At 63.9% G+C, this 23550-nt stretch carries 20 protein-coding genes and 1 pseudogene; 7 read left to right on the top strand and 14 right to left on the bottom strand.

Annotated features, from left to right (window positions below; all coding sequences use genetic code 11):
- Positions 1-166: 166 nt before the first annotated feature.
- A pseudogene (gene rpsN / locus ACIA5H_RS04550) lies at positions 167-265 on the bottom strand (30S ribosomal protein S14); the annotation flags it as partial.
- A 116-nt stretch (positions 266-381) separates the two neighbouring features.
- Here rpsN and ACIA5H_RS04555 point away from each other — a divergent pair.
- Positions 382-1200, top strand: a complete 819-nt coding sequence (locus tag ACIA5H_RS04555) for an alpha/beta fold hydrolase (RefSeq protein WP_379251974.1) — start codon at positions 382-384, stop codon at positions 1198-1200.
- Between the two features lie 85 nt (positions 1201-1285).
- Here the strand turns inward: ACIA5H_RS04555 and ACIA5H_RS04560 are convergent, their stop codons facing one another.
- Together ACIA5H_RS04560 and ACIA5H_RS04565 are read right to left on the bottom strand one after the other, a co-directional pair.
- Positions 1286-1417, bottom strand: coding sequence for a hypothetical protein (locus ACIA5H_RS04560; protein ID WP_379251973.1), 132 nt, complete (start codon positions 1415-1417; stop codon positions 1286-1288).
- A gap of 77 nt (positions 1418-1494) precedes the next feature.
- Complete coding sequence (locus ACIA5H_RS04565; RefSeq protein WP_397073881.1) at positions 1495-2433, bottom strand: AraC family transcriptional regulator; 939 nt, start codon at positions 2431-2433, stop codon at positions 1495-1497.
- 132 nt (positions 2434-2565) lie between these two features.
- Between ACIA5H_RS04565 and ACIA5H_RS04570 the strand changes: the two genes are divergently transcribed.
- Positions 2566-3258: an NAD(P)H oxidoreductase gene (locus tag ACIA5H_RS04570; protein WP_397073883.1), complete on the top strand. Its 693-nt coding sequence runs from the start codon at positions 2566-2568 to the stop codon at positions 3256-3258.
- Positions 3259-3527: 269 nt separating this feature from the next.
- On the opposite strand, the gene ACIA5H_RS04575 is transcribed toward ACIA5H_RS04570, so the two are convergent.
- The 5 genes from ACIA5H_RS04575 to rplN all read right to left on the bottom strand — a co-directional run bounded on the left by ACIA5H_RS04575 (position 3528) and on the right by rplN (position 5673).
- Complete coding sequence (locus ACIA5H_RS04575) at positions 3528-4109, bottom strand: Uma2 family endonuclease (RefSeq protein ID WP_379251970.1); 582 nt, start codon at positions 4107-4109, stop codon at positions 3528-3530.
- A 121-nt stretch (positions 4110-4230) separates the two neighbouring features.
- Positions 4231-4416: a type Z 30S ribosomal protein S14 gene (locus tag ACIA5H_RS04580; RefSeq protein ID WP_014981705.1), complete on the bottom strand. Its 186-nt coding sequence runs from the start codon at positions 4414-4416 to the stop codon at positions 4231-4233.
- A gap of 4 nt (positions 4417-4420) precedes the next feature.
- Positions 4421-4984 carry a 50S ribosomal protein L5 gene (rplE, locus tag ACIA5H_RS04585; protein ID WP_355076098.1) on the bottom strand — a complete coding sequence of 188 codons (564 nt, stop codon included), beginning with the start codon at positions 4982-4984 and terminating at the stop codon, positions 4421-4423.
- A 1-nt stretch (position 4985) separates the two neighbouring features.
- Positions 4986-5303, bottom strand: a complete 318-nt coding sequence (gene rplX / locus ACIA5H_RS04590) for a 50S ribosomal protein L24 (RefSeq protein WP_039795507.1) — start codon at positions 5301-5303, stop codon at positions 4986-4988.
- Position 5304: 1 nt separating this feature from the next.
- A complete protein-coding gene (rplN, locus tag ACIA5H_RS04595; protein ID WP_039795505.1) occupies positions 5305-5673 on the bottom strand; it encodes a 50S ribosomal protein L14 in 369 nt (122 codons plus the stop codon).
- Positions 5674-6020: 347 nt separating this feature from the next.
- Here rplN and ACIA5H_RS04600 point away from each other — a divergent pair, with 347 nt between their 5' ends.
- Positions 6021-8069: a M13 family metallopeptidase gene (locus ACIA5H_RS04600; protein WP_397073886.1), complete on the top strand. Its 2049-nt coding sequence runs from the start codon at positions 6021-6023 to the stop codon at positions 8067-8069.
- A 79-nt stretch (positions 8070-8148) separates the two neighbouring features.
- Here the strand turns inward: ACIA5H_RS04600 and ACIA5H_RS04605 are convergent, their stop codons facing one another.
- The 3 genes from ACIA5H_RS04605 to ACIA5H_RS04615 all read right to left on the bottom strand — a co-directional run bounded on the left by ACIA5H_RS04605 (position 8149) and on the right by ACIA5H_RS04615 (position 13128).
- Positions 8149-9801, bottom strand: a complete 1653-nt coding sequence (locus tag ACIA5H_RS04605) for an ATP-binding cassette domain-containing protein (protein ID WP_397073888.1) — start codon at positions 9799-9801, stop codon at positions 8149-8151.
- A gap of 304 nt (positions 9802-10105) precedes the next feature.
- A complete protein-coding gene (gene lanKC, locus ACIA5H_RS04610) occupies positions 10106-12664 on the bottom strand; it encodes a class III lanthionine synthetase LanKC (RefSeq protein ID WP_397073890.1) in 2559 nt (852 codons plus the stop codon).
- A 107-nt stretch (positions 12665-12771) separates the two neighbouring features.
- Positions 12772-13128 (bottom strand): DUF6968 family protein, encoded by a 357-nt coding sequence (locus tag ACIA5H_RS04615; protein WP_397073892.1) that lies wholly within the window; start codon positions 13126-13128, stop codon positions 12772-12774.
- Between the two features lie 1129 nt (positions 13129-14257).
- Between ACIA5H_RS04615 and ACIA5H_RS04620 the strand changes: the two genes are divergently transcribed.
- Positions 14258-16324 (top strand): M13 family metallopeptidase, encoded by a 2067-nt coding sequence (locus tag ACIA5H_RS04620; protein ID WP_397073894.1) that lies wholly within the window; start codon positions 14258-14260, stop codon positions 16322-16324.
- Between the two features lie 58 nt (positions 16325-16382).
- Here ACIA5H_RS04620 and ACIA5H_RS04625 read toward each other — a convergent pair whose 3' ends face one another.
- Complete coding sequence (locus ACIA5H_RS04625; protein ID WP_397073896.1) at positions 16383-17045, bottom strand: TetR/AcrR family transcriptional regulator; 663 nt, start codon at positions 17043-17045, stop codon at positions 16383-16385.
- Positions 17046-17114: 69 nt separating this feature from the next.
- On the opposite strand from ACIA5H_RS04625, the gene ACIA5H_RS04630 reads away from it, so the two are divergent.
- Both ACIA5H_RS04630 and ACIA5H_RS04635 read left to right on the top strand, forming a co-directional pair.
- On the top strand, positions 17115-18575 hold the full coding sequence (locus ACIA5H_RS04630) for an MFS transporter (RefSeq protein ID WP_397073898.1): 1461 nt from the start codon (positions 17115-17117) through the stop codon (positions 18573-18575).
- A 230-nt stretch (positions 18576-18805) separates the two neighbouring features.
- Complete coding sequence (locus ACIA5H_RS04635; RefSeq protein WP_397073900.1) at positions 18806-19195, top strand: cupin domain-containing protein; 390 nt, start codon at positions 18806-18808, stop codon at positions 19193-19195.
- Between the two features lie 216 nt (positions 19196-19411).
- Here the strand turns inward: ACIA5H_RS04635 and ACIA5H_RS04640 are convergent, their stop codons facing one another.
- Positions 19412-20542: an MAB_1171c family putative transporter gene (locus ACIA5H_RS04640; protein WP_397073902.1), complete on the bottom strand. Its 1131-nt coding sequence runs from the start codon at positions 20540-20542 to the stop codon at positions 19412-19414.
- A gap of 64 nt (positions 20543-20606) precedes the next feature.
- A complete protein-coding gene (locus ACIA5H_RS04645) occupies positions 20607-22397 on the bottom strand; it encodes an MFS transporter (RefSeq protein ID WP_397073904.1) in 1791 nt (596 codons plus the stop codon).
- Between the two features lie 149 nt (positions 22398-22546).
- On the opposite strand from ACIA5H_RS04645, the gene ACIA5H_RS04650 reads away from it, so the two are divergent.
- Complete coding sequence (locus ACIA5H_RS04650) at positions 22547-23527, top strand: ABC transporter substrate-binding protein (RefSeq protein ID WP_397073906.1); 981 nt, start codon at positions 22547-22549, stop codon at positions 23525-23527.
- Positions 23528-23550: the final 23 nt, after the last annotated feature.

Here is a 23550-nt window from a genome sequence, read left to right on the forward strand (position 1 = left end):
TAGCGACGGGAAAAGCGCTGCCCGACAATGCCGAACGCGAAACGGCGCTCACCCGGCCTCGGAACACCGAGCGACCGCTGCCCCAAACGCAAGCGAGGGCACGGACTCGTATGGAGTCCGTGCCCTCGCTCGCGATGCAGTTGATGACGCTCAGCCGAGCGCCAGCTCACCAGGAGCTCTTGTGCACGCCCGGCAGCTCGTCGCGGCAGACGCGGAACAGGCCGAACTTGCGGTAGACCGTATGGCGGCGGCAGCGCTGGCAGCGACCACATCGAGAAATCGGCGCTCCCCGTCGTGAAGTAGGGCACTTACCCGAGAGGTAATCGACTTCATTATCAAGACCCGAGATGATGATCAGGTACCCGAGGATTGGAGAAAACGATGCCCTACTTCGAATCGCACGACGGCACCACCCTGCACTACCAGGACTGGGGTACCGGACAGCCGGTGCTCTTCCTGGCCGGTGGCTGGTTGAGCAGCACTTCGTGGGAGCTGCAAATGCTGCCGCTGTCCAAGCAGGGCCTGCGGTGCCTGTCGTACGACCGGCGTGGACACGGCAAGTCGGACTGGGTCGGGCACGGGTACGACTACGACACACTGGCCGCGGATCTGGCCGCATTCCTGGACCATCTCGATCTGCGCGACGTCACCGTGGTCGCGCATTCGATGGCAGGCGGTGAGATCGTCCGGTATCTGACCCGGTACGGCAGCGATCGGATCAGCCGGGTCGCGCTGGTATCGGTGACGATGCCGTATTTCGCGCAGGCCGAGGACAATCCGAACGGCGTGCCGAAGGCGGTCTTCGATGCGGTGAACGCGGCTCGAGCCGCGGATCGGCCGCTGTGGATGGAACAGAACGCGCAGGCATTCTTCGCGACGCACCTGGGCAACCAGGTGTCTTCGGCGCGGATCGCGTGGATGGTGCAGAAGTGCATGGACTGTTCACTTCTCGCCGCGGACGAGATCATGAATACGATCTACCACGCCGACTTCCGCGACGAGTTGCGCGCACTCACCGTGCCCACGCTGGTCATCCACGGTGACGCCGATGCCTCGGCTCCCATCGACCTCTGCGGTCGGGTGATCAAGGATCTGATTCCCAGCAACACCTACAAGGAATACCCCGCGACCGGACACGGCATCATGATCTCGCACGCCACGCAGCTCAACGCCGACATCCTCGATTTCATCAAGGCATGAGGCCGGTGCGGTAGCGGCGGATACTTGTCCTACCCCGCCGCTACCACCAGTGCTTTCGGTACCGGCAGGTTGGCCGAGCCAGCGACTACCGAACCAGGTCGGCGAAGCTGATGTCGCCGAGCACCACGTGTTCCAGGCGGACGAATCCGTCACGGTGCGGGCGGTACTCGGCGGCGTGGGCGTCGAGGCGAAATTCCCGCACCTCTTCGATGTGCATCGACGATATCGGAAGTCTTCACTCGGCTCTGCCGATCAAGAACGCGCTGGAGTCGGTCTCGAAGCGGCGGAACCGATTCACGCTCCGAGACCGGTGGTGGCAGCGCGGAAATCAGTGGGGCGGATACCTCGAAGTCGCTTGAACGCCGCGCTGAAACCGAAAGCGTCCGCATAGCCGACGGCCTTCGCCACCTGCGCCACGGTGAGACTCCGGTCAGCCAGCAGTTCCTCCGCCTCATCCATCCGGCATTCGGTGAGGTACGCCAGGGGCGACTGGCCCATGACCTCGGAGAACCGCCGTGCGAACAGCGCCCGGGATACCCCCGCCTCGGCGGCCAGCGACGCGACTGTCCAACCGGCGGAGGGCTTTCCGTGCATGGCCTCCAACGCCGGCCCGACCACCGGATCGGCCGGCCCTCGATACCACCCCGGCGCGTCAGCGTCCAGTTCGTCGAACCAGTCGCGCAGCGTGCAGACCAGCGCCCAGTCGAGCAGCCGGTCCATCATCGCCTGCGCTCCGGCCGGACGCCGGGCGGCATCGGCGGCGATCGACTCCATCCACGCGCACACCTCCACGTCGTCGGTCACCACCAGGACGGGCGGTAGCGCACGCAGCAGACGTCCGTGGCGTCGGCTGGAAGCCCGATAGGCGCCGACGATCAGAGCGGTCGCACCGGTGAGGTCGTTCTCCCAGCGACCGCGATCGAGCGCGGGATCGCATTTCGCGTCCGGCGCGAAGCAGGCGACCTCGTATTCCTCGTGCGGCAGGCCGACAGTATCGGCGCGGTCGACGAGAACGAACGGTTGCGGGCCGCGCACGATCGCGGTGTCCCCCATTGTGATCCGACGTTCCAGACCGCCCGGCAGTAGTAGTGTCCCCGCACCGCGCAGCACGGTCACCATGGTCAACGGCGCCTCGTCGGCGAACCGGATGCTCCACGGTGCTTCCAAGACCGCGGTAGTGAGCACAGCTCCCTCGGCACGTATACCGCCCAGCAGTTTGCTCAGAGGATCCACACCATCGAGATTAGACGAACTCCTATCAGATGTAGATCTTCACCCATAGATCGTCCACTGCTCGAGGTATGGAATGGAAACCGGACCGAACAACCGATCGTCCGAAACTCCGGACCAACAGTGGAGGCCACCTTGCCGCACAACCCGACCGTGGACACCGCGATCACCCGCACCGCGCTGGTCGTCGTCGCCCATCCCCGGCCCGATTCGCTGACCGCCCATATCGCCGAACTGGCCATCCGGCGGCTCACTACGGACGGCTACCGGATCGACCTGCTGGACCTGCACGCCGAGAACTTCGATCCCCGGATGACCGCCGCCGACCTTCCGGAATGGGGCAACCGGGAGAAGGCCTACTCCCCCGAGGTCGAGAGCCATATGCGGCGCATCCTCGCTGCCGACGTAATCGTCGCAGTGTTCCCGGTGTACTGGATGCAGGTCCCGGCGATTCTGAAGGGCTGGATCGATCGGGTGTGGAACTACGGATTCGCATACGGCCGCAGCAAATCCCGGCTCGCGGGCAAGCGGATGCTGTGGCTGGGACTGGCGGGCGTGGCAGACGACGACGCGCTCGTCGGACCCATGCAGGATGCGCTCAGCGCACAACTCGACGACGGCATCGCCTACTACTGCGGGCTCGCGCAGTCATCGGTGGGATTGTTGCCCGGCGCGGAAGAGAAGCGGCAGCGCCTGGATGCCGCGGGCAACCTGCTATTCGACGAAGCCCTCACCGGCGCGGCGCGCGAAGCGCACTACGCGGAGTTGGACAACCGGGCGCTGGGCTTCGTCGACGAATTCCTCGCCGCCGACCGAGTTTCGGCCTGACCCGGAGCCCGTCCGTAAACGCGGAGGCAGACATCTGCCCTCGTTGCTTCGAATGGCGGGCTTATCGACCCAACGGATGATCGCCGTCGGTAATCACGCGGACCGAGGGAGCCTTTTCCGGCGTCCCGGCGGCGGTCCCTGGAGGGAAGATTCACGCCTGGCTTCCACGAATGGCCTGTCGCCGCTGCATCCACGGGATTGTCCGCGTGTTGCCACCCGGACGGTCCTGATAGGGCTCGAGGGACTAGGGCATCGAAATGAGCCAGCGACTACCGAACCAGGTCGGCGAAGCTGATGTCGCCGAGCACGACGTGTTCCAGGCGGACGAATCCGTCACGGTGCAGACGGTGCAGACGGTACTCGGCGGCGTGGGCGTCGAGGCGGAATTCCCGCACCTCTTCGATGTCGAACTTGGTGTCGAGGACAACGACCAAGTAGAGCGGAATGCCTGCGCGCGCGTACTGAACCTTTTTATCCAGTAGGTCTTCGGCGGCGGTGGACGGTGAAGACACCTCGACGACGATCAGCGCGTCACCGGCTTCCGGCTTCGCTCCGCGCTCGGGCAAGCAGCGGTACACCGTCACGTCCGGTCGGCGGAACGTGAACTTCGGTATCCGCCAGAGGACGACATCGATATCCGTCTCGACGCGGATGCACGGTTCGGTGCTCGGTAATTCCTCCATCGAGCCTGCCAAACGGCGTGCCACGCGATTGTGCTCAGGAACCGGAGACTCGCAGACGATCACGTGTCCGTGCACAACCTCGATTTCACGCGCGACGCCCTCCGGCAGTTGGCGGTACTGCTCCTCGGTCATCTCGTGCGGCAAGTCGTCCGGTGACTGGATCGTCATGCCCGAAGCCTACCTAGTCAACCGTGGCGAAATCATGATCAAGGATGCGAGCGAGGGCACGGACTCGCATGGAGTCCGTGCCCTCGTTCAGTTTTCAGTTGGTGACGCGCAGAGCGTCAGCTCACCAGGAGCTCTTGTGCACGCCCGGGAGCTCGCCGCGGTGCGCCATTTCGCGCAGGCACACGCGGCAGAGGCCGAACTTGCGGTAGACCGCGTGGGGGCGGCCGCAGCGCTGGCAGCGGGTGTAGGCGCGGACAGCGAACTTCGGCTTGGCGTTGGCCTTGTTGACCAGTGCTTTCTTAGCCATGTGCTCAGTTCTCCTTGAACGGGAAGCCGAGGTGCTTGAGCAGGGCACGGCCTTCTTCGTTGTTGGTCGCGGTGGTCACCACGGTGATGTCCATACCACGCGGACGGTCGATCCGGTCCACGTCGATCTCGTGGAACATCGACTGCTCGCTCAGGCCGAACGTGTAGTTGCCGTTGCCGTCGAACTGCTTCGGCGACAGGCCGCGGAAGTCGCGGATACGCGGCAGCGCGATGGAGACCAGGCGGTCGAGGAACTCCCACATGCGGTCGCCGCGCAGGGTCACCTTCGCGCCGATCGGCATGCCCTCACGCAGCTTGAACTGCGCGATGGACTTGGTCGCCTTGCGGATCTGCGGCTTCTGACCGGTGATCAGGGCCAGGTCCTCGACGGCGCCGTTGATCAGCTTCGCGTCGCGGGCGGCGTCGCCGACACCCATGTTGACGACGACCTTCACCACGCCCGGGATCTGCATCACGTTGGCGTAGGAGAATTCCTTGTTCAGCGCGTCCTTGATCTCTTCGCGGTAGCGCTGCTTCAGCCGGGGCTGCACTTTTTCGGTCGTGGTCATGTCAGATGTCCTTCCCGTTCTTACGGGAGATCCGGACCCGCTTGCCGCTCTCCTCGTCGGTCCGGTAGCCGACGCGGGCCGGCTTGCCGTCGGAGTCGACGACCATCACGTTGGAGACGTGGATGGGGGCTTCCTGGGTCACGATGCCGCCCGAGGAGGCGCCGCGCTGGTTGGCGGAGTTCGCGACGTGCTTCTTGATGCGGTTCACGCCCTCGACGAGAACCCGGTTCTCCTTCGGGTAGGCCTGGATGACCTTGCCCTTGGCACCCTTGTCCTTGCCCGAGATGACGAGCACGGTGTCGCCCTTGTGCACCTTCATGTCAGAGCACCTCCGGGGCCAGCGAGACGATCTTCATGAACTTCTTGTCGCGCAGCTCGCGGCCCACCGGGCCGAAGATGCGGGTGCCGCGCGGGTCGTTGTCCGCCTTGATGAGCACGGCCGCGTTCTCGTCGAACTTGATGTAGGAACCGTCCGGACGACGGCGCTCCTTGGTGGTGCGCACGACGACGGCCTTGACGACGTCACCCCGCTTCACGTTGCCGCCGGGGATGGCGTCCTTCACGGTAGCGACGATGATGTCGCCGATACCGGCATAGCGACGCGACGAACCGCCGAGAACGCGGATGCAAAGGATCTCCTTCGCGCCCGTGTTGTCGGCGACGCGCAGTCGCGACTCCTGCTGAATCACTTCAGCGTCCTCCTTGACCTGGACGTATGTGCACGCCGGATTGCCGACCCGACGGGCATGGTCGGTCGCCCTCCGGACGCGCGCCTGCCAGCGGTTTTCTCGGTTCGAGCCAGAAACGCGGAACCAACCACTGGGGGTTCACTGCCGGATTGCGGGCACAGCTCCCGCAGGCAACCGGTCTAGTGTATGGGAATCCGCAGGTCGTTCCCAAATCGGGGGTGGTCGCCGGCCCGCACGACGACGCTCGTCCCCAATCCGGGCCGGACCGGCGCCGCGCCGGTAGCCTCGTGTCCTGCAAGGCTGCCTTCGTACACCAGCGGCACCGCCGCGTCGGGGAGAGGATTCTCGTGACATCTACCGGTCGGCCAGCGAAGCTGGATCGTCGTGCCTTCCTGATCGCCCTCGGAGCCGTCCCGGCCGCCGCCGCGCTGGTCGCCTGTTCGGACGACACCGAACCCGCGAGCAGGACGCTGACCGGCGTCGATCTCAGCGGAGCGGACGAGACGATACGGCCGCAGGACGACCTGTACCGGCACGTCAACGGGAAATGGCTGCGGGAGTACCAGCTGCCGCCGGACAAGGTCAGCTACGGCTCGGGCAGCGAGGCGGGCGAGCGCACCGAGCAGCAGTTGCGCGAGATCATCGACGGTATCCACGACCCGAAGCCCGGCTCGGAAGAACAGCAGATCAGGGATCTCTACGACGCCAGGGTGGACTGGGACGAGATCGAGCGGCTCGGCATGACGCCGCTGGCGCCGCTGTTCGCGAAGATCGATGGGGCCGCCACCAAGCCGGAGCTGGCCAAGGTGATGGCCGAGTTGCCGATCGGCGGGCTGATCGGCATCAGCATCGCGATCGACCGGAAGAATTCCAGCGCATACCTGCCTTGGGTCGGCCAGTCCGGCCTCGGACTCGGCGAGCAGTACTACCGGAAGCCGGAGTACGCGCAGGTGCTCGCGCAGTACCGGGTCTTCCTCGAACGCATCGCGGCCGGCGCCGGCATCGCCGATCCGGCCGACATGGCTCAGCGGGTGTTCGAACTGGAGAAAAGGATCGCTCCCGGGCACTGGGACAACGTCCGCACCCGCGATGTCGACGCGACCTACAACGTGTACAGCTGGGCGGACATGACCGCACTCGCGCCGGGGTTCGACTGGGACCCGTGGCTGGCCGGTAACACCGATCGTCCCCGCGAGCTGTTCGCGACCATGGTGGTCGGACAGCCGTCCTACGTCACGGCGGCTGGACAGTTGTGGTCGGAAGTCGATATCGCCACGTGGCGTGACTACCTCAAACTCAGTGTGTTGCGTGAGTTCGCGCCTTACTTGCCCAGGGCCGTCAACGACGCAAATTTCGAATTCAAAGGCAGGATTCTCAACGGGCAGGACGAGCGCCCGGAACGCTGGAAGTACGGCGTGAGCATCGTCGACGAGAAGCTGGGCGAGCAGCTCGGCAAACTGTATGTGGCCAAGCACTTTCCGCCGGAGGCCAAGGAACGGGCCAAGGAAATGCTCGACGATGTCATCGCGGCCTACCGGGAGAACTTCACCAATTCGACCTGGATGTCGCCCGCCACCAGGGCGGCATCGCTGGCGAAGCTAGACAAGATCGATCCGAAGATCGGCTATCCGGACAAGTGGGTCGACTACTCGCGACTGAAGATCACCAAGGGCAAGCTCGTCGAGTCGCTGCTCGCCATCAACCAATTCGAAGCCAAGCGCGCTTTCGCCAAACTCGGCAACCCGGTCGACAAGACCGAATGGGGAATGTCGCCTCAGACGGTGAACGCCTACTACTTGGCGACTTCCAATCAGATCGTCTTCCCCGCCGCCTACCTCCAGCCGCCGTTCTTCGACAAGGACGCCATGCCCGCCGTCAACTACGGCGCGGTCGGGTCCACCATCGGGCACGAGATCGGCCACGGCTTCGACGACCAGGGCTCCAAGTACGACGGCGACGGCAACCGCCGCGACTGGTGGACACCAGAGGATCGCGCGGCGTTCGACGCCAAGGCGAAACAGCTGGTCGACCAGTACAACGCGCTCGTCCCGGAGGGGCTCGAGCCGAGCCAGCACGTCAACGGCGAACTCACCGTGGGCGAGAATCTCGCCGATCTGCGCGGACTGCAGATCACACTGGCCGCCTTCCGCATCGCCGAAAAGCGCAGGGGCATAGACAATCCCGACTACCGCACCATGTTCCTGTCCTGGGCCCGCAGCTGGCGTGAGAAGCAGACGAAAGAACTCACCGTCCGCTATCTCAGCATTGATACGCACTCCCCCAACGAATTCCGTTGCAACCAGGTCGTGCGCAATCTAGACGAGTTCTACAAGACTTTCGACCTGAAGGAAGGCGACAAGTTGTACATGCCGCAGGATCAGCGGGTAACATTCTGATTTCCGACGCCGCGTGGGCCGGCCGGATGGCCTACGCGGCCACGGTCGGCCGAGCCGCAACGGGTACCGAACTCTGGATTCATCGGACTACCTGCGCACGCTCCCTGACCAATTCACCATCTCGGAGCTCGATCACCGAATCATAGAAGTCGAGAGTGCTCAGCCGATGGGTAACCGCGATAATTGTGCTGTTCGGCAAAAGCGCTCTGATCCGAACGAGGATCTGCTTCTCACTAGCCATGTCAAGATTCGACATGGCCTCGTCCATGATCAGCAACGCCGGGCGGCGCAGAATCGCTCGCGCGATGGCTACACGCTGCTTCTCGCCGCCGGACAGGTTGGTGTTGGAGTCGCTCAGGACACGGTCCATATCGACCGATCGCCGTCCGGCTCCACACAAACCGACAGCCCTGGCGGCTGCGATGACCTGGGATTCGTCCGCACATGGAGAGCCCAACATCAGATTCTCTTTGACCCGACCCGGGATGGTCACGGAGCCTTGCGATACCGCCATGACCAAAAGCGGTAGGTGCTGGAATTCGATGTTCCCGTAACCATCCGCATGCCACACTATATTTCCCATGCCGGGCGCGTCACCTTCCAATCCAGCCAATATATTGACAAGTGTCGTCTTGCCCGCACCGGACGGACCGATCACTGCGACATGGCTGCCCGCGGCTATATCGACAGATACGGACTTCAAAACACGATGCCCCGAAATGGCGAAACATATATCAGTCGCAGCGACTCCGATCGGCCGATTCTCGAGCGCACCAGGAAGCCGAGCATCCGACGCGGCGACACCGCCTCTTTGGCCTACACTTCCCACCATCTCGTCGATTCGGTCCCAGGCCGCCCGTCCTTCGTTCAATTGGATGATCGACCGCACGATCGCCGACGAATACGGCGTGAGATAGCCGAAGTACATCAACAGAGTCACGTACTCCGCCAAGGACACAACTCCGGATCCCACTCGCACGCCACCCACCACCGCCACGCTGACGAATGCCATTTGCAGGAGAGCATCACCGATCGGGCTGACCATGGCGACTCTGCGCGAGAAGTTTTTCGAGGATATCAGGAGAGTATCGTTTTGCTCGTGCACGGCACCGAAATACTGCTGCGTCGAATGCGTAGACGTCAGGATTCGGAAGTTACTCAGAGCGCGAGTCAATAGGGTCGAGAGTTCCGCCGTTTCAGCCTGCACTTCCGTCCGCCCCCGCGCAATCCTTCGCCCGACCAGCATGGCGAAAAATATCGCACCGAACGACAACAATATACCCACAGTTACGGTGACCCAATCCAGACACAGCAGCACGACGACAACCGCCGCCAAAACGAGCGACGAGAAGAGTATTGTCGAATGCGATGCCGCGAACAACGGCTTCACCAAACCGACGTCGGAAATCAAGGAAGACACAACAGCACCCTTATGCAATTCTTCGACCTGCCGCGTTTCCCCACCTGCTACGGTATCGATCAATTTCCTACGTAAATCGGCCGCCCCGGACTCGCCAGCCATATCGAAGATATATTTACGCAAACCCCCTAAGACGGAAAGAGTGAAACCCGCGATGAAGAGGCAGGCCAAAGCAATCGATAAACCGCCACCTGCACCTGCGGCATCGATCACCATGTTCACCAGAAATGGCTGCGCGAGCAGCAGCGCCGTCGTGAGTGCCGAACACAGTATACCCAATCCGATAGCCCGGCGGTTCTTCGAGAAATTCAACTATGCACCTCTTCGCCTAAGGCAATAGATCCCGGGGACGACGATTACGAGATCGCCGCCCCCGGTCGACCAGATGCTAGAAGCACCCAGTGCTCGCCGTGCTAAGGGTTTCGTGACAACCGGAACTCCATGTGGACCACGCTTCCTGCACGGTCTGGTCCACGCCGCCGCCATCGCCGCGCGCGTCCAGTTTCTGAAGATCTAGAACGTTTTTCATTTCACCTCCTTCCAGTTCGATCAACCGGTCCTACAACCAACGAGGTATATCGCCGGTCGAGCTTGCCGTTCTGACGATGCAGGATCGTCAAAGCCGATTCGGGTAGGCGACGGGTAGCCAACTCTGCGATGAGAGATCTTCGGTAAGCGCCGGAAGTATGCCCGCCGAACCCGTCGAGTAGTCCGCCACCAAACGGCGCGACCCGTAACCCGATGTCATTGCTCCCCCGTGCGGAGAAAGAAACGTGAAGATCTGCAATTTCGCGGGAGAGGGACGTTCGGGGAACCGCCCCTCCGATACCGCAATATGCCTTTCCGCGAGCACCAGACCCGCCATCCCATCGAACAGTCCAGGGTAGAGACAAGTGCGAACAGCACATGCCCGCCGAATCTTGGCCAGCACGGACACGAAAGATTCCTTGCACGCGATACCCGAAGACTGGCACATCGCAATGGCGAGCGCGACACCCGCCGACCCTGAGCCCAGGTAGGGGTACAGATTGCCGTGCTCACGGACTTGCAAGGAGCCGTCCGGCGCCTCGGCCAGTTGCTCCACCGCCGCATCCAGCAGCCGCGCTGTCAGGCCGCCGTGGTCCCTCTTCGCTCCGGCCGCACCCTTCGTGACGTACGCGAGAGCGATCGCCGCCCCCGCAAGTCCGTCGAGCAGCCCCGGCCGCGGCGCGGCGCTTTCGAGGGCGCGTTCGCTGGAGACCGCGAGATGCTCCACAGCCTCTGATGTCAGCGTTTTCAGCCTGTCCAGACCCGATCCTTCCATAGAGTGAAGACCGAGCACGATTCCCGCCAACCCAGCGCCCAGCCCGACATCCGACGAATCGAAAGCGATCTCCACCCCATCGAGGAGATCATCGACAAGGTCCGGGAAACGTGCCATTTCATGAAGCGCGCACGCCATGCCGACACGTCCCGACAACAGGCTGTAGTCCGATGACGCCAGGGACCCCGACACGGCCTCGCGGGATACGCGTACCGGCCCGACTCCCGTCCGTGCATGACGACTCACCATGAGCTCGACCCCCAGCGAGCCGGTCGCGATGTTGACTCCGCCGTTCTCCAAGTATTGATCCGGGCTTCCCGGGTATATACGAGCGGCATCCCGCTTCACATTGGCGGACTTGCGGATCCCCTCGATCAACGAGGCCTCCAGGTGTTCGACGGAAGGCGACTCATCGGGGGTCGAGACTGCCGAAAACAGTTGATCATGGGCGACGGACATCCGCACTGGACCACCGAGCTCATCGTCCAGCTCCTCTATCCAGTCCAGAACGGCCGCACCGAATTCCTTGGCAATATAGGTTCGCTGCCGAAGCCACATTTCGTCGGTTATCGATGGCAACGGCGTGAGCGGACTGAATACATGTATGATAGTGCGCATCAAGGCATATCTATCCTGCTGCACTCTCGCACAACGCATACGCGGCATGAAGCCCGGCGTACCCATCGTGCGGATGTTTCTTTCCCCCAAAGGGCGGGCCAACTCCAGATCGATCAAGGTGACAGAATGATCGGCGCCGATGATGATGTTCCTAGGTTGCAGATCGTTGATCGATACGCCCGCGGTGTGTACCCCCAGCACGATGTGCACCAACTGCTCGCAAATCGCCTTCGCCCGAGTCGCGTAATCGTCCGCACTCACCACTTCGGAGTACGGATAGTTGCCTGCGACCCACTTATACAGTGATGTGCCGCGCACATAGTCCATTTCCATATATCGATGACCCGCGACGGAGAACAGTCGCGATGCTCGGACCACACCGGCGACGGTACTGAGCGACCGCAGGGTTTTGTACTCGTTCTCGAGCCTCGAAATCGCATCTTCGCCGTTGACATCGAACGCTACATAGGGACGTGCCTCCTTCAATACGACCTCGAAGCGGTCGGACTCACGGAGTGCCACATAAACTCCACCACAATTGGAGAAATGCAACGCACGGTCCACAACGAATGGAAGTGGCTCGCCGCCTGAGTCCGATCTGTCCCGGATCGACCTCCGCAAGAACTCTGGAATCCGACTCTCTGCGGGAGGAACGAAGTACGGTAGGCGCTCGTCCGGTACCGATTCGCCATCCAGGTCGACGATCGACGGCACCATTCGGCCGTCGATCAGCGAGGTCCGCGGTGCGAATCCGCCGTAGCGGAGAAATACCGGAGCAGTGCGCCATCTGATGTCGGACAACACGTACGGCCCGTCGTACTCCCGCAGCCTTGCTTCGAGATCTTCGAGAGTGGCCTGCAATGACGACGAATGTGGATAGATCGTGATGAATTTACCCGATGCGCTTCTCGCCGCATACTTTGTATTGGCTCTGGAGAATGCCAAACGGCCGCGAAGATACTTGAAATAGAGGCCGTGCGTACAGCAGTATCGCGAAACTATCCGCAGAACCTCCTCACAGTGTGCGGGTACCGAGCTGATATGAATTTTCCAGCCCTGCTCCGGCGGAGGGAGAGTCCGGCCCGGCGGGGGATTGCAATACGTCCAGCTCGCCGAGTGAACTACATCCCAATCCTGGCCGACTTCGGCGGAGAACTCGATCTCGGCATCTTCCACACCGGGATTCGAGTAGTGAACCGGGTCCTGGTCCGCGCAGTAGATTTCGATATTTTGCAGATGACTTCTATTCCGCATTCCATATCCTCCCCCGGCAGCGACGGCCTCGATATGCGGATTTTTCGGTGCAGCAAGCCGGTGGCCGAATGCTCAAAGGAGAGCCCGGGCCACCGGCTACCCCTGCATCAATACTGTGGCGCCGGTAGCGTGAAGACGGACTGGAGATCTCCGTTTGGGGTCTTTGTCGTCCTCAGCAGTCCTATATCGCGGCTCCCATGAAAACTGATACCCGACAGCGCCGGGGAATCATAGAAGAACATGGATGCTGCGACCATCGCCAACATGAATGCCTCGAGAGAATCTCTACCAGAGGACGATGACTCGATGTCTTTCCTATCCGGCACGCCTTCTATCCGAAACCGGCAGTGCCAGGATGTCCCCGATGTAGTCGGCTTGAAGAAGACGAGACGCACCGAACCGGAATCTGTCTCGATGATTCGTTCGGCAACGACATCTTCACCGGCACGATCCTCTTCCGGCATAGTTCACCCTCTCAGACAGGCCTGCAGGTTTCCGAGCGCGGCGTGGTAGCACGGCGCTGGGTCTTCCCCGCGAGCGGCGATCGAATCACATGTCGCCAGCGTGCTTTCATAGAGAGAATAGCAGTGGTCTTCACGCGGTCCGGCGTAGGCCGCAGGCGCCGAGACCAATAATGCGGTAGACGCCCCGAGCGCTACTGCGATGACGCCGAGCAGTATAAACAAGGAGCTTTTGATCTTCTGGTAATACATTGCTTTTCGATTCCGATCCGTGTGCAGGGCCAGCGTTGTCGACATTGCAAATCACTATTTCGGCTGCGCCGGCCCACATCTCGCATCGATACATGCCATCATCGGATCCCTCCCTTACAGACATCCGCTCGCGCGAGCTCATGGTGTTGCAAACGTAGGATCAGCTGGTTGCGATCACAGAAGCCAACACCTCGGGCTCGGCTTTACTTCGGCGAGCGACTGGATGAATTACGTCGACGCCACTTGTCGAAATCAGATGGAACCCCCCACGGATTATGTGGCTTCCAGCCACCCCACGTGGTGCCCACGTTACCACAGCGGGCCCAATTGACAAGAGCACCAATGGATCCGAATCCCGTCTGGCGGAAGCGTGATTCTCCGGCGGGTGCCCGGCGAGGAGCCACCGGTCTCGAAGCACCTCGCGCACAGAGCCGTCCGGCTCCTACCTTCACACTCTTGCATTCTCAGGTCGCGGCGGTATGCTGCCCATGACGAAGGGGGCGGCGCGAAGCTATCTGGGGACCGCGCCGTACCGGCAATCAATCGATCACGTTGAGATGAGTCGTTCGATGGAGTCGCTCTATCGAACGGACACAACTCGGGCGCGGCGTGAAATCGGGGAGGGAAGTATGCGACGGGTCGCACACGCCATCATCGTTTCCGGTCTGGTTGGCACAGCGGCATTGCTGACCATGACTTCAGCCGATTCCGCATCGGGAGTCACACCGCACATCTGCACCAGCAACGGCGGTGAAGTGGTTCCTGGCGCGATGGGGACCCCAGGGCACTGTTCCGGCGGCGTGTACGACGGTTCGCCGATCGTTCGGGACGTCGAAGCCCTCTGAGGCGGCAAAGGACGCTTTCCACTCATGGAGGATCCATGACCGGAGTTTCTCTGTCGTGCAGCATCGATCGGCGCACCTTGCTGATCGCACTCGGCGTTGTTCCCGCCACGATCTCGATCGCAAGCGGATGCTCTGGTTCCGAGGCTGCGCTACCTGGGCCCGATCTCACCGGAGCGGATCAGCTGATACGGCCGCAGGACGACCTGTACCGTCACGTGAACGGAACGTGGCTGCGCGAGTTCCCATTACCGCCCGACAAACCTTATGTCTCGACGGACTCCGAGCTGGCGGATCGCGTGCGGCAACAGCTCCGAACGGTCCTCGAGAAGATCAGGGATCCGGCGTACGGCTCCGATGAGCAGAAACTCCAAGACTTCTACGAGGCCTGCCTGGACGTGCAGGCGATCGAGCGACTGGGCCTAGCTCCGATCGCCGACATGCTCGACGCCATCGCCAATGCCGGAACGAAGGCCCAACTCGCCGAGGTCATGGGGTCGATCTCGCTGGAGCTGCCATCGGCTGATGTGATCGGTGCGTGCGGTCTTTTCGCCTTGGTGGTCTTCCCCGACGGCAAGGACTCCGCGACCTACCGTCCACAACTCGGGCAAGCGGGCCTTCGATTCAAGGCATCCTTCTATCACCGAGCCGGCTTCGCCGAGCAACGCGATGCCTACCGCGGCTTCCTGGCACGAATCGCGACGCTGGCGGGGTTCTCCGACCCATTGCTCATGGCCGATCGCGTCCTGGGCCTGGAGAGCCGGATCGCTGCCGCCCACTGGGAGGAAGAGCGGACTCGGGATGCCGACGCTGTCTACAATCCCTACCGGTGGAGTCAGATGCCTGAACTGGCCCCGGGGTTCGACTGGGACTCCTGGCTGACTGCCTACTCCGACGACCGACGGCTGTTCGACACCGTCATAGTCGCGCAGCCCTCGTATGTTACGTCCGCGGCGCGCTTGTGGTCCGAGGTCGATATCGCGGACTGGCGTGACTATCTGCGGCTGGGGGTCATTCGGGAGCTAGCCGCTCTGTTGCCACGAGATTTCGCCGATGCGAACTTCGATTTCTTCGATCGGATTCGGAACGGACAGCAAAACCCTCCGGCGCGCATCGAGTTCACGCTCGATATGGTCAGCACCTATCTCGACGAACTGCTCGGACGGAAGTACGTGGAGGAGTACTTTTCCGCGGCGGACAAAGCTCGAGCGGAGGGCCTGGTCGCGGACATTGTCACCGCGTATCGCGAAAGTTTCGCGAAATCTGAGTGGATGTCGCCGACCACGAGAGCGGCCGCGATCGCGAAAATCGACAAGCTGGTCGTGAAGATAGGGTATCCCGCCAAGTGGCACGACCATACCGGTCTGTCGATCTCCGCAGGGCGATGCGTCGCGAACCTGCGAGCGGCGGTCCGGGACCGGTGGATGAAGATGTTCGCCAAGCTGGGTCGCCAGGTGGACCGATTCGAATGGCGCATGTCGCCACAAACCGTCAACGCCTCCTATGACGCATCCGACAACACCGTCGTGATTCCGGCGGCGATCCTGCAGCCACCGTACTTCAACGTCGACGGCTCACCTGCCGTCGACTACGGCGGTATCGGTGCGATCATCGCGCACGAGATCGGACACGGATTCGATGACCAGGGCGCGAAGTTCGATGGCGACGGGAACCTGCGGCAGTGGTGGACGGCAGAAGATCGCGCCCGGTTCGAAATACGGATCGACGCACTTATCGCACAGTACGATGCTCTGGTGCCGGAAGGGTTCGACCCCACCGATCACGTCAACGGCGCACTCACTGTCGGTGAGAATCTAGCCGATCTGCGTGGACTCTCGATGGCGCTGGCAGCCTACCGTCTCGCTGCACGCAGGCTCGGCAAGGGCAGTCCAGATCACCGGGACGTGTTCTTGTCCTACAGTCGCGTGAAGCGTGCGAAATTCCGGCCGGAACTGGTGGCCCGCCAACTGGTCGGTGAGGCGCACGCACCGGCGGAGTTCCGCTGTAACCAAGTGGTGCGAAATCTGGACGAGTTCTACGACAGTTTCGATGTACGGGCAGGCGACCAACTCTTCCTACCTGCCGACCGGCGCGTCAGACTCTGAAGCGATATACACCGCCTGCCGCACCGACGGAGCACCACGGCCGCGATTCGGTCTCCGCTCAGCGCGCCGCAAGCAGACCGTCGATGAGCGCGGCGAGGCCCAGGTCGTAGGTGTCCTGAGCGGCCAGGGACAGATAGTCGGAACCGAGGGCGGCCAAGCGGGGGAAGCTGTCGGCGTCGAGGTCGGCGAAGACTTGTGCGCGGAAGGTGGGGCGGTCCTCCGCGGCCCTGCGGGCGGATCGGGCGCGCACGATGAGGTCGCCCGCCGTGTAATGCCAGATGACGCGGTACGCCTGGGCGGCGCGGTCCAGCGGTAGGCCTCCCGCGACGAATCCGTCCACGATGGATTCGCTGACCCAGAGCGCCGAGACGCCCAAAAGGTCGTCGGCGGTGAGGATTTCGACGATCCACGGCCGTGCGGCGAGCACGTCGTGCATGGCGCGCGCCGCGACGCGGACGCGCTCGCGCGGCTCCTCCGGCAAATCCGGCCACGCCACCTGGTCGGCGTACTCGTTGAGCAGTAGGCGCAGCAGGTCTTCCTTGTCCCGGACGTGGTGGTAGAGCGCCATCGGCGTGCAGCCGAGTTCGGTGGCGAGGCGGCGCATGGTCAGCTTCGCCACGCCCTCGGCCTCGATCACCGAGTTGGCCGCCGCGAGGATCTCCGCTCGGGAGATACGCGCAGGTCGACCGGTGCGTTGTGGCTGCGACGACGAACTCGGCATCCGTCCATCTTCGCCCATCCGCAGAACCGGGTGTGGACACGGGGCGACTCGCGCGGTTACTTTCTATACATGTATAAAAACTCTCGCGGGCGGCCCGGCGTCGCTCTGACGGCGGTGGCCGTCGCGCAGTTCATGGTCGCGTTGGACATGGCGGTGGTGAACGTGGCGCTGCCGGCCATCCGCGCCGATCTGGGCTTCGCGCCGGTCGATCTGTCCTGGGTGGTGCACGTCTACGCGCTGACTTTCGGCGGGTTCCTGCTGTTGGGCGGAAAGGCGTGCGACCTGTTCGGGCGGCGCAGGTTGTTCACCGGCGGGCTCGTGCTGTTCGGCATCGCCTCGCTGGCGGGCGGATTCGCGCAGGAGCCATGGCAACTCGTCGCCGCGCGGGCCGTCCAGGGACTCGCGGCGGCGGCCGTGGCGCCCGCCGCCTTGGCCACGTTGACCACGACATTTCCGGAAGGTCCCGCCCGGGTGCGAGCGCTCGGCGTGTGGAGCGCGGTGAACGCGGCGGGCGGCGCGATCGGCGTGCTGGTGGGCGGATTGCTGACCGAGTACGCCAACTGGCGCTGGGTGATGCTCGTCAACGTCCCGATCGTGGCGATCGCATCGGTCGCGGCGGTGGCCGGTGTGGCGGCCGATCGAGTGAGCGGGCGAGCGCGGGTCGATGTGCCGGGCGCCGTCCTGGCCACCGGCGGAATAGGTTTGCTGGTGGTCGGCGTGGTGCGGACCGAACACCACGGTTGGTTCTCCGCCGCCACAGCCCTCACGCTCGGGGCGGGTGCGATGCTGCTCGCGGCTTTTCTCGCGGTCGAGGCGCGTACGTCGACACCATTGGTTCGGCTCGGACTGTTCGGCAACCGCTGGGTGGCCGGAGCGAACGTGTTCGTGTTCTTGGCCGCGGCGGGCCAATTCAGCGCGTTCTATCTGCTGTCGCTGTACCAGCAGCAGGTCCTGGGCATGAGCGCGGGCGCGGCGGGTACGGCTTTCGTACCGTTCTCGCTCAGTGTCATCGCCGGGACGGTGGTGGCCACTCGCGTGGGCGGCCGCCGGTCCCCGAAAGCGGCACTCGTCATCGGCGGTGTGCTCACCACGGCGGGTATCGGCTGGTTCGCTTTCATCAGCGCCGACGGCAGTTTCCTCGCCGATGTTCTAGGACCCTCGCTGCTGGGCGGCTTCGGCCTCGGATTATGCCTGGCTCCCGTGGCCGCCGCCGCGAACATGGGCGTCGCGCCCCACGAAGCGGGAATGGCTTCCGGGGCCTTCAACAGCGCGCGGCAGCTGGGTGGATGTGTCGGGGTGGCCGCACTCGCCACCGTCGCGGCGGCGCGCACCGGAGACAGCGTCGCGCCCGCGGCGCTGAACGACGGTTACGCCCTCGCGCTGTGCTGCGCGGCGGGATTCTTCGCCGTGGCGACCGTCGTCGCCGCGACTGTGCTGCCGAGGACGCACCGCACGATTTCCAGACCCAGAGCAGACGTGGTTCGACCAAAAGCCGAACTATCCGAGAAATTTTCCGCCGCGCGACCATAAGACAGCGCAACCGCCCCGAGAGCCAGACGGGTCGGATTGCGCCGAGTGCTCTGCACTGACCGCGCACCGAGCCGCTACCACCGGACCTCGCTGCTGCCGATCCACATTGGTGCGGCATGGATCCGATGCCGGAATCCATGCCGCGCCTGGCGATCCACTCCCCCACTTCGTTCCGGCACCGCCCTTGATCGGCCCGGAAAGTCTCAGCCAATCCGACGAGAGGAAGCATCATGAACCAGGCCCCGATCGATTTGTTCGGCCGCGCCATTCATTTCGGCCATGACGGCCACGTAGCAGCCGGCGAACGCCGGATGAGCACCGGCGACGGCGACTGGCAGCTCGCGACATTCCACGTCGAATCCGATGCCGACGTGCACGCAGACCACTGGGAAGTCCATCCCGGCAGCGACGAAGCGGTGTGCTGCCTGACCGGCGCGTTGCGTCTCTACCTGCGACCGGAGCACGCGGGCGACGACGAGACGATGGTGCGCCTCACCGCGGGCACCGCGTTCGTCGTCCCCCGCAACCGCTGGCACCGCATCGAACTCGACGAACCGTCCGACATCATGTCCGTCGGCCTGCGCAACGAGACCCGCCAGGAGCCCGTCACCGCACGGTGATCCGCACCATCGGTGCTCGCGCATGGATCGCGTGTGCGAGCACCGCGGGGTCTGATCACCGCCGGCCTTGCCCGCACCCGGCGGTCGGGCCGCGCGAGCGACCGATCCATGACGTACCGACCGGGATACATACGGTAGGAGCCGAATCCGGGAGCCGAGTGACCCGGGCGGAACGATCATGTCCGTCGATTCGCCGTGTCGCCGAGACACGTCCGGCTATCGGGACACCGCCGCGATTGTGGAAAACCGCGCCGTGTCCGACCGATATCCCACGGCCGCGACGGCTTCCGGCCATACACGCGCCAATTCGAGCAGGAACCGGAACTCCGCCGCGCGATCGCGAGCCTCCCCATGCGCCGCGCCCGCAGCCATGGAGCCGGGAGTCGGTGTGTCACCGTCGCGTTTGGCTCGCACGGCCAGCGCGACCTGGAGGGCAGAGCGACGCGCATCGTCGCGACCGGCGGGCGAGCCGGCCTCGGACAAAGCGGGTACATACGGTCTCAGGTGTAGCAGCGCATCCCAGATCTCGACGGTCATCCGATAGAGCCGGGACGTGGCTTCCCTCGGCGCGGAACCGTCCTCCGCCAGAACCACTTCCGGCACCACGGCGGTGAGATCTCGCCACAGCGGCCGCAACCTACGGCAGTCACGGCCGGTCCGATCCAAGCCCGTTCGCGCCAGCAGCGCTGTGACCAGGGGGATCATGGTCAACAGGGTGACGGCGGAGAACGTGAGAACCGCCGCGACGGCCCACACCTTGCCCGGCTGGCTCGGAGGCGTACCGGTGAGCGCGCGACCTACCATGATCGTCATCGAGATCAGCCAATAGGTCGCGAACGCCAGCAGTACCGCGAACGTCAGCTTCTCTCTGATCGAAACGCCTCCGGCGCGCAGTTCGCGAACGCAGGCGCGGGCGAAGAGCAGCCCACAGAGACCTCCAGGGAGCGCGGACATCGTCCATACGATTTCGACATAGTCCAACTGCCAGGCCCACCGCAGGATCGGCGTGGCGACGATCAGCGAAACAACGGCAGCGACCGCCGTCGCATCGTATCGCCGCTGACGCAGGTGGACGCTTGCCGCATCGGCGCCGTCGACAAGCCTGGCCAGCCCGTAGAAACTGCCGAGCGCCAGGAGACCGCAGCCGAGGTAGAGGCGCGGCCCGAACTCGGGACGGCCCACCGCGACGGTCACCTCGTACAGCAGCAGACCTAGCAGGTTCCAGCTGAACGTGCGGTTGATCAGCCGATCGGTAGCCGTCTCGTCGACGAGCACCCACCGCCCGGCGGTCATGAGCGCGACGAATACGACAACCGACAGCACCACTGGAGTCGGAACAGCGTTCATCGCGATCGACCGTATGCCGTCGCTCGGCGTGGGGCCAGCCCGGCCGCGAAACCGCCGCGGTGTTTCAGCGCACGGGCACCGCGGCGGACGCGTCCTGCGTGTCCCGATCGGCTTCGGCGAGTTCGGCGGCCTCGTCGTAGACATACTTCTCGCCGATGAACCACGACGCCACGGCCGCCAGGAGCATCATCACCGCCGCCGAGACGAACACCACGAGCAATCCGGAGTGGAACGGGCCGGTGAGCAGGTTCGGGAAGAACTCCTGGCCCGTGAGGGTTTCGGCGTTGACGCCTGGCTTGTCGAGTTCACCCGACGGTCCGAGCAGCTCCTGGATCGGGTTGTAGCCGAGGAACGCGGCGAACATGCTCGCCACCGGCGGCATGCCGGCGAGTTCGGCGGCGGCTCCGGCGGAGACGCCCTGTGCGCGCAGACCGGAGTCCAGCGCCGATGGCAGGCTCGCCGCCAGTCCGAGGACCATCAGGGAGAAGAAGATTCCCATGGACAGCGCGTTGCCGCCGTTGAAGAGGGTGCCGCGCATCCCGGAGGCCGCGCCGCGCTGGGCGGCGGGAACGCTGGACATGATGGCGGCGGTGTTCGGCGAGAAGAACAGCCCGCTGCCGATGCCGTTGAGCACGGTGATCGACGCGAACAGCCAGTAGTCGAAGTTCACCGGGATGACCAGCAGCAAGATGAAGGTCGCGCCGGTCAGCAACGCGCCTCCGGTGGTGAACAGCCGGGGCCCGTAGCGATCGGACAGCCAGCCCGAAATCGGGCCTGCGGCGAGGAAGCCGATGGTCAACGGCAGCAGGTAGATGCCTGCCCACAGCGGGGTGGACTCGAAGTCGTACCCGTGCAGCGGAAGCCAGATGCCCTGTAGCCAGATGATGAGCATGAACTGCATGCCGCCACGTCCGATCGAGACCATCAGATTGGCGAAGTTGCCGAGACCGAAGGCGCGGTGGCGGAACAGGCCCAGGTGGAACATCGGATCGGGGACCCTCGTCTCCACCACGCAGAACACGGCCAGCAGGAGAAGGCCGCCCAGTACAGCGGCCAGCACCCACGGGCTCGTCCAGCCGGTCGCGTGGCCGCCGTAGGGCTGGATGCCGTAGGTGATGCCGGTGAGCAGCGCCGTGAGTCCGAGACCGAAGGTGATGGTGCCCGCCCAGTCCAGTTTGCCCGAGGTCCGGATGCCGACCTCGTGCAGCGAACGATAGGACCAGACCGCGCCGAGAACGGCGATCGGGACACTGACCCAGAACACCGCACGCCAATCCCATTCCGACAGCACGCCACCGATGAGCAGGCCGAAGAACGAACCGGCCACCGCGGCGACCATGTTGATGCCGAGCGCGGTGCCGCGCTGGCTCGCGGGGAAGGCATCGGTGAGGATCGCCGAGGAGTTGGCCGTCAGCATCGCGCCGCCGACACCCTGGACGACGCGCCAGACGATGATCCACAACGCGCCCGCGCCCCCGTGCCACGGATCGAAGGACAAGGCGACCGCCGACAGCGCGAAGATGGTGAAGCCCAGGTTGTACACCCGCACCCGGCCGAAGATGTCGCCGAGCCGCCCGAACATCACCACCAGCACGGCGGTGGCGAGCAGGTAACCCATCAGCATCCACAGCAGGTACCCGACATTGCCCGCCTCGAGTGGGTTGAGCCCGACGCCGCGGAAGATCGCGGGCAGTGAGATCAGCACGATCGAGGAATTGATCGCCGTGAGCAGGACACCCAGCGTGGTGTTGGTCAGAACGATCCACTTGTAGCGCGGATGGTCCCGGTCGTAGCGCAACCGGCGCCGGATGGTTCGGACATCACCCGGATCGACTTCGATGGATGGATTCGTCACGGACAGCCCCTCACCAGATAGTTATCACGGCAAACTATATAGTTAGCCGATGTAACCATCAAACGGAGCCGCATCCACCGAGCACCGACACCACCTCGGAGCTACATAGGTTAGCCTTGGCTAGCTTGCTCGGAAGGAAGGTGCGGCAGATGAACTCTGTTCGGACGCGCGGCCGTTGGTCGCGGGCGGCGCTGACGGTGCTGACGGGAGTCCTCGCCCTCGGCCTGGCCGCGTGCGGATCGGCAAAGGACGACTCGGCGTCCGGCGGCGAACAGGTGACCATCCACCACGCCCGCGGCGAGACGACCGTAGAAGGCACTCCGAACAAGATCGTCGCCCTCGGCAACCAGTGGCTGGACACCACGCTCGCGCTCGGCGTAGTGCCGGTCGGATACCTCGACAATGTCGCGATCGCCTCCAAGAGCACCCCGCCGTGGGAGCCGGAGAGCCTCGCATCGGCGAAGGCGCTCACCAGCACTGGGAACCTCGCCGAACAGGTCGCCGCGCTGGAGCCGGACCTGATCCTGGTCGATCCGTTCATCGCCGACCAGAAGACCTACGACGAACTCTCCCGCGTCGCGCCCACGTTGCCCGCCCTGAGCAAAGCGGCGGTAGCGCCCTGGCAGGACCAGATCACCACCCTCGGCAAGGTGCTGCACAAGCCGGACGAGGCGAGCAAGGTGATCGCGAAGGTGGATGACAAGGTCGCCGCGATCGCCGCCGCGAACCCCGGATTGAAGGGCAAGACGTTCGCCAGTACCTGGCTGGCCGGTCCGGCACAGCTCATGGTGTTGACCGACCCCGACGACGGATCGTCGAAGGTCTTCACTCAATTGGGTCTGGGCATTCCGAAGAACCTCACCGGCCTGCCCGCCAATCAGGGCAGGCTGGCCCTGTCCCCCGAGCGGGTCGACGAATTGACCGCCGATCTCTTGCTGGCCGGCTACGCCTCCGGCTTGGACGAGAAGTTCCGGCAGCTACCCGGCTACGCCGACCTGCCCGCGGTCAAGAAGGGCTCGGTCGTGTTCCTCACCACCCAGGAGATCAGCGCCGTGAACACGCCGACGGCGCTCTCGGTGCCGTACATCCTCGACAAGCTGGAACCCGCCTTCGCCGCCGCGGCGAAATAGACGCCGCGTCAGTCGACTCGTGG

Source organism: Nocardia sp. NPDC051900, assembly GCF_044452545.1.
GTDB classification, from domain to species: domain Bacteria; phylum Actinomycetota; class Actinomycetes; order Mycobacteriales; family Mycobacteriaceae; genus Nocardia; species Nocardia sichangensis.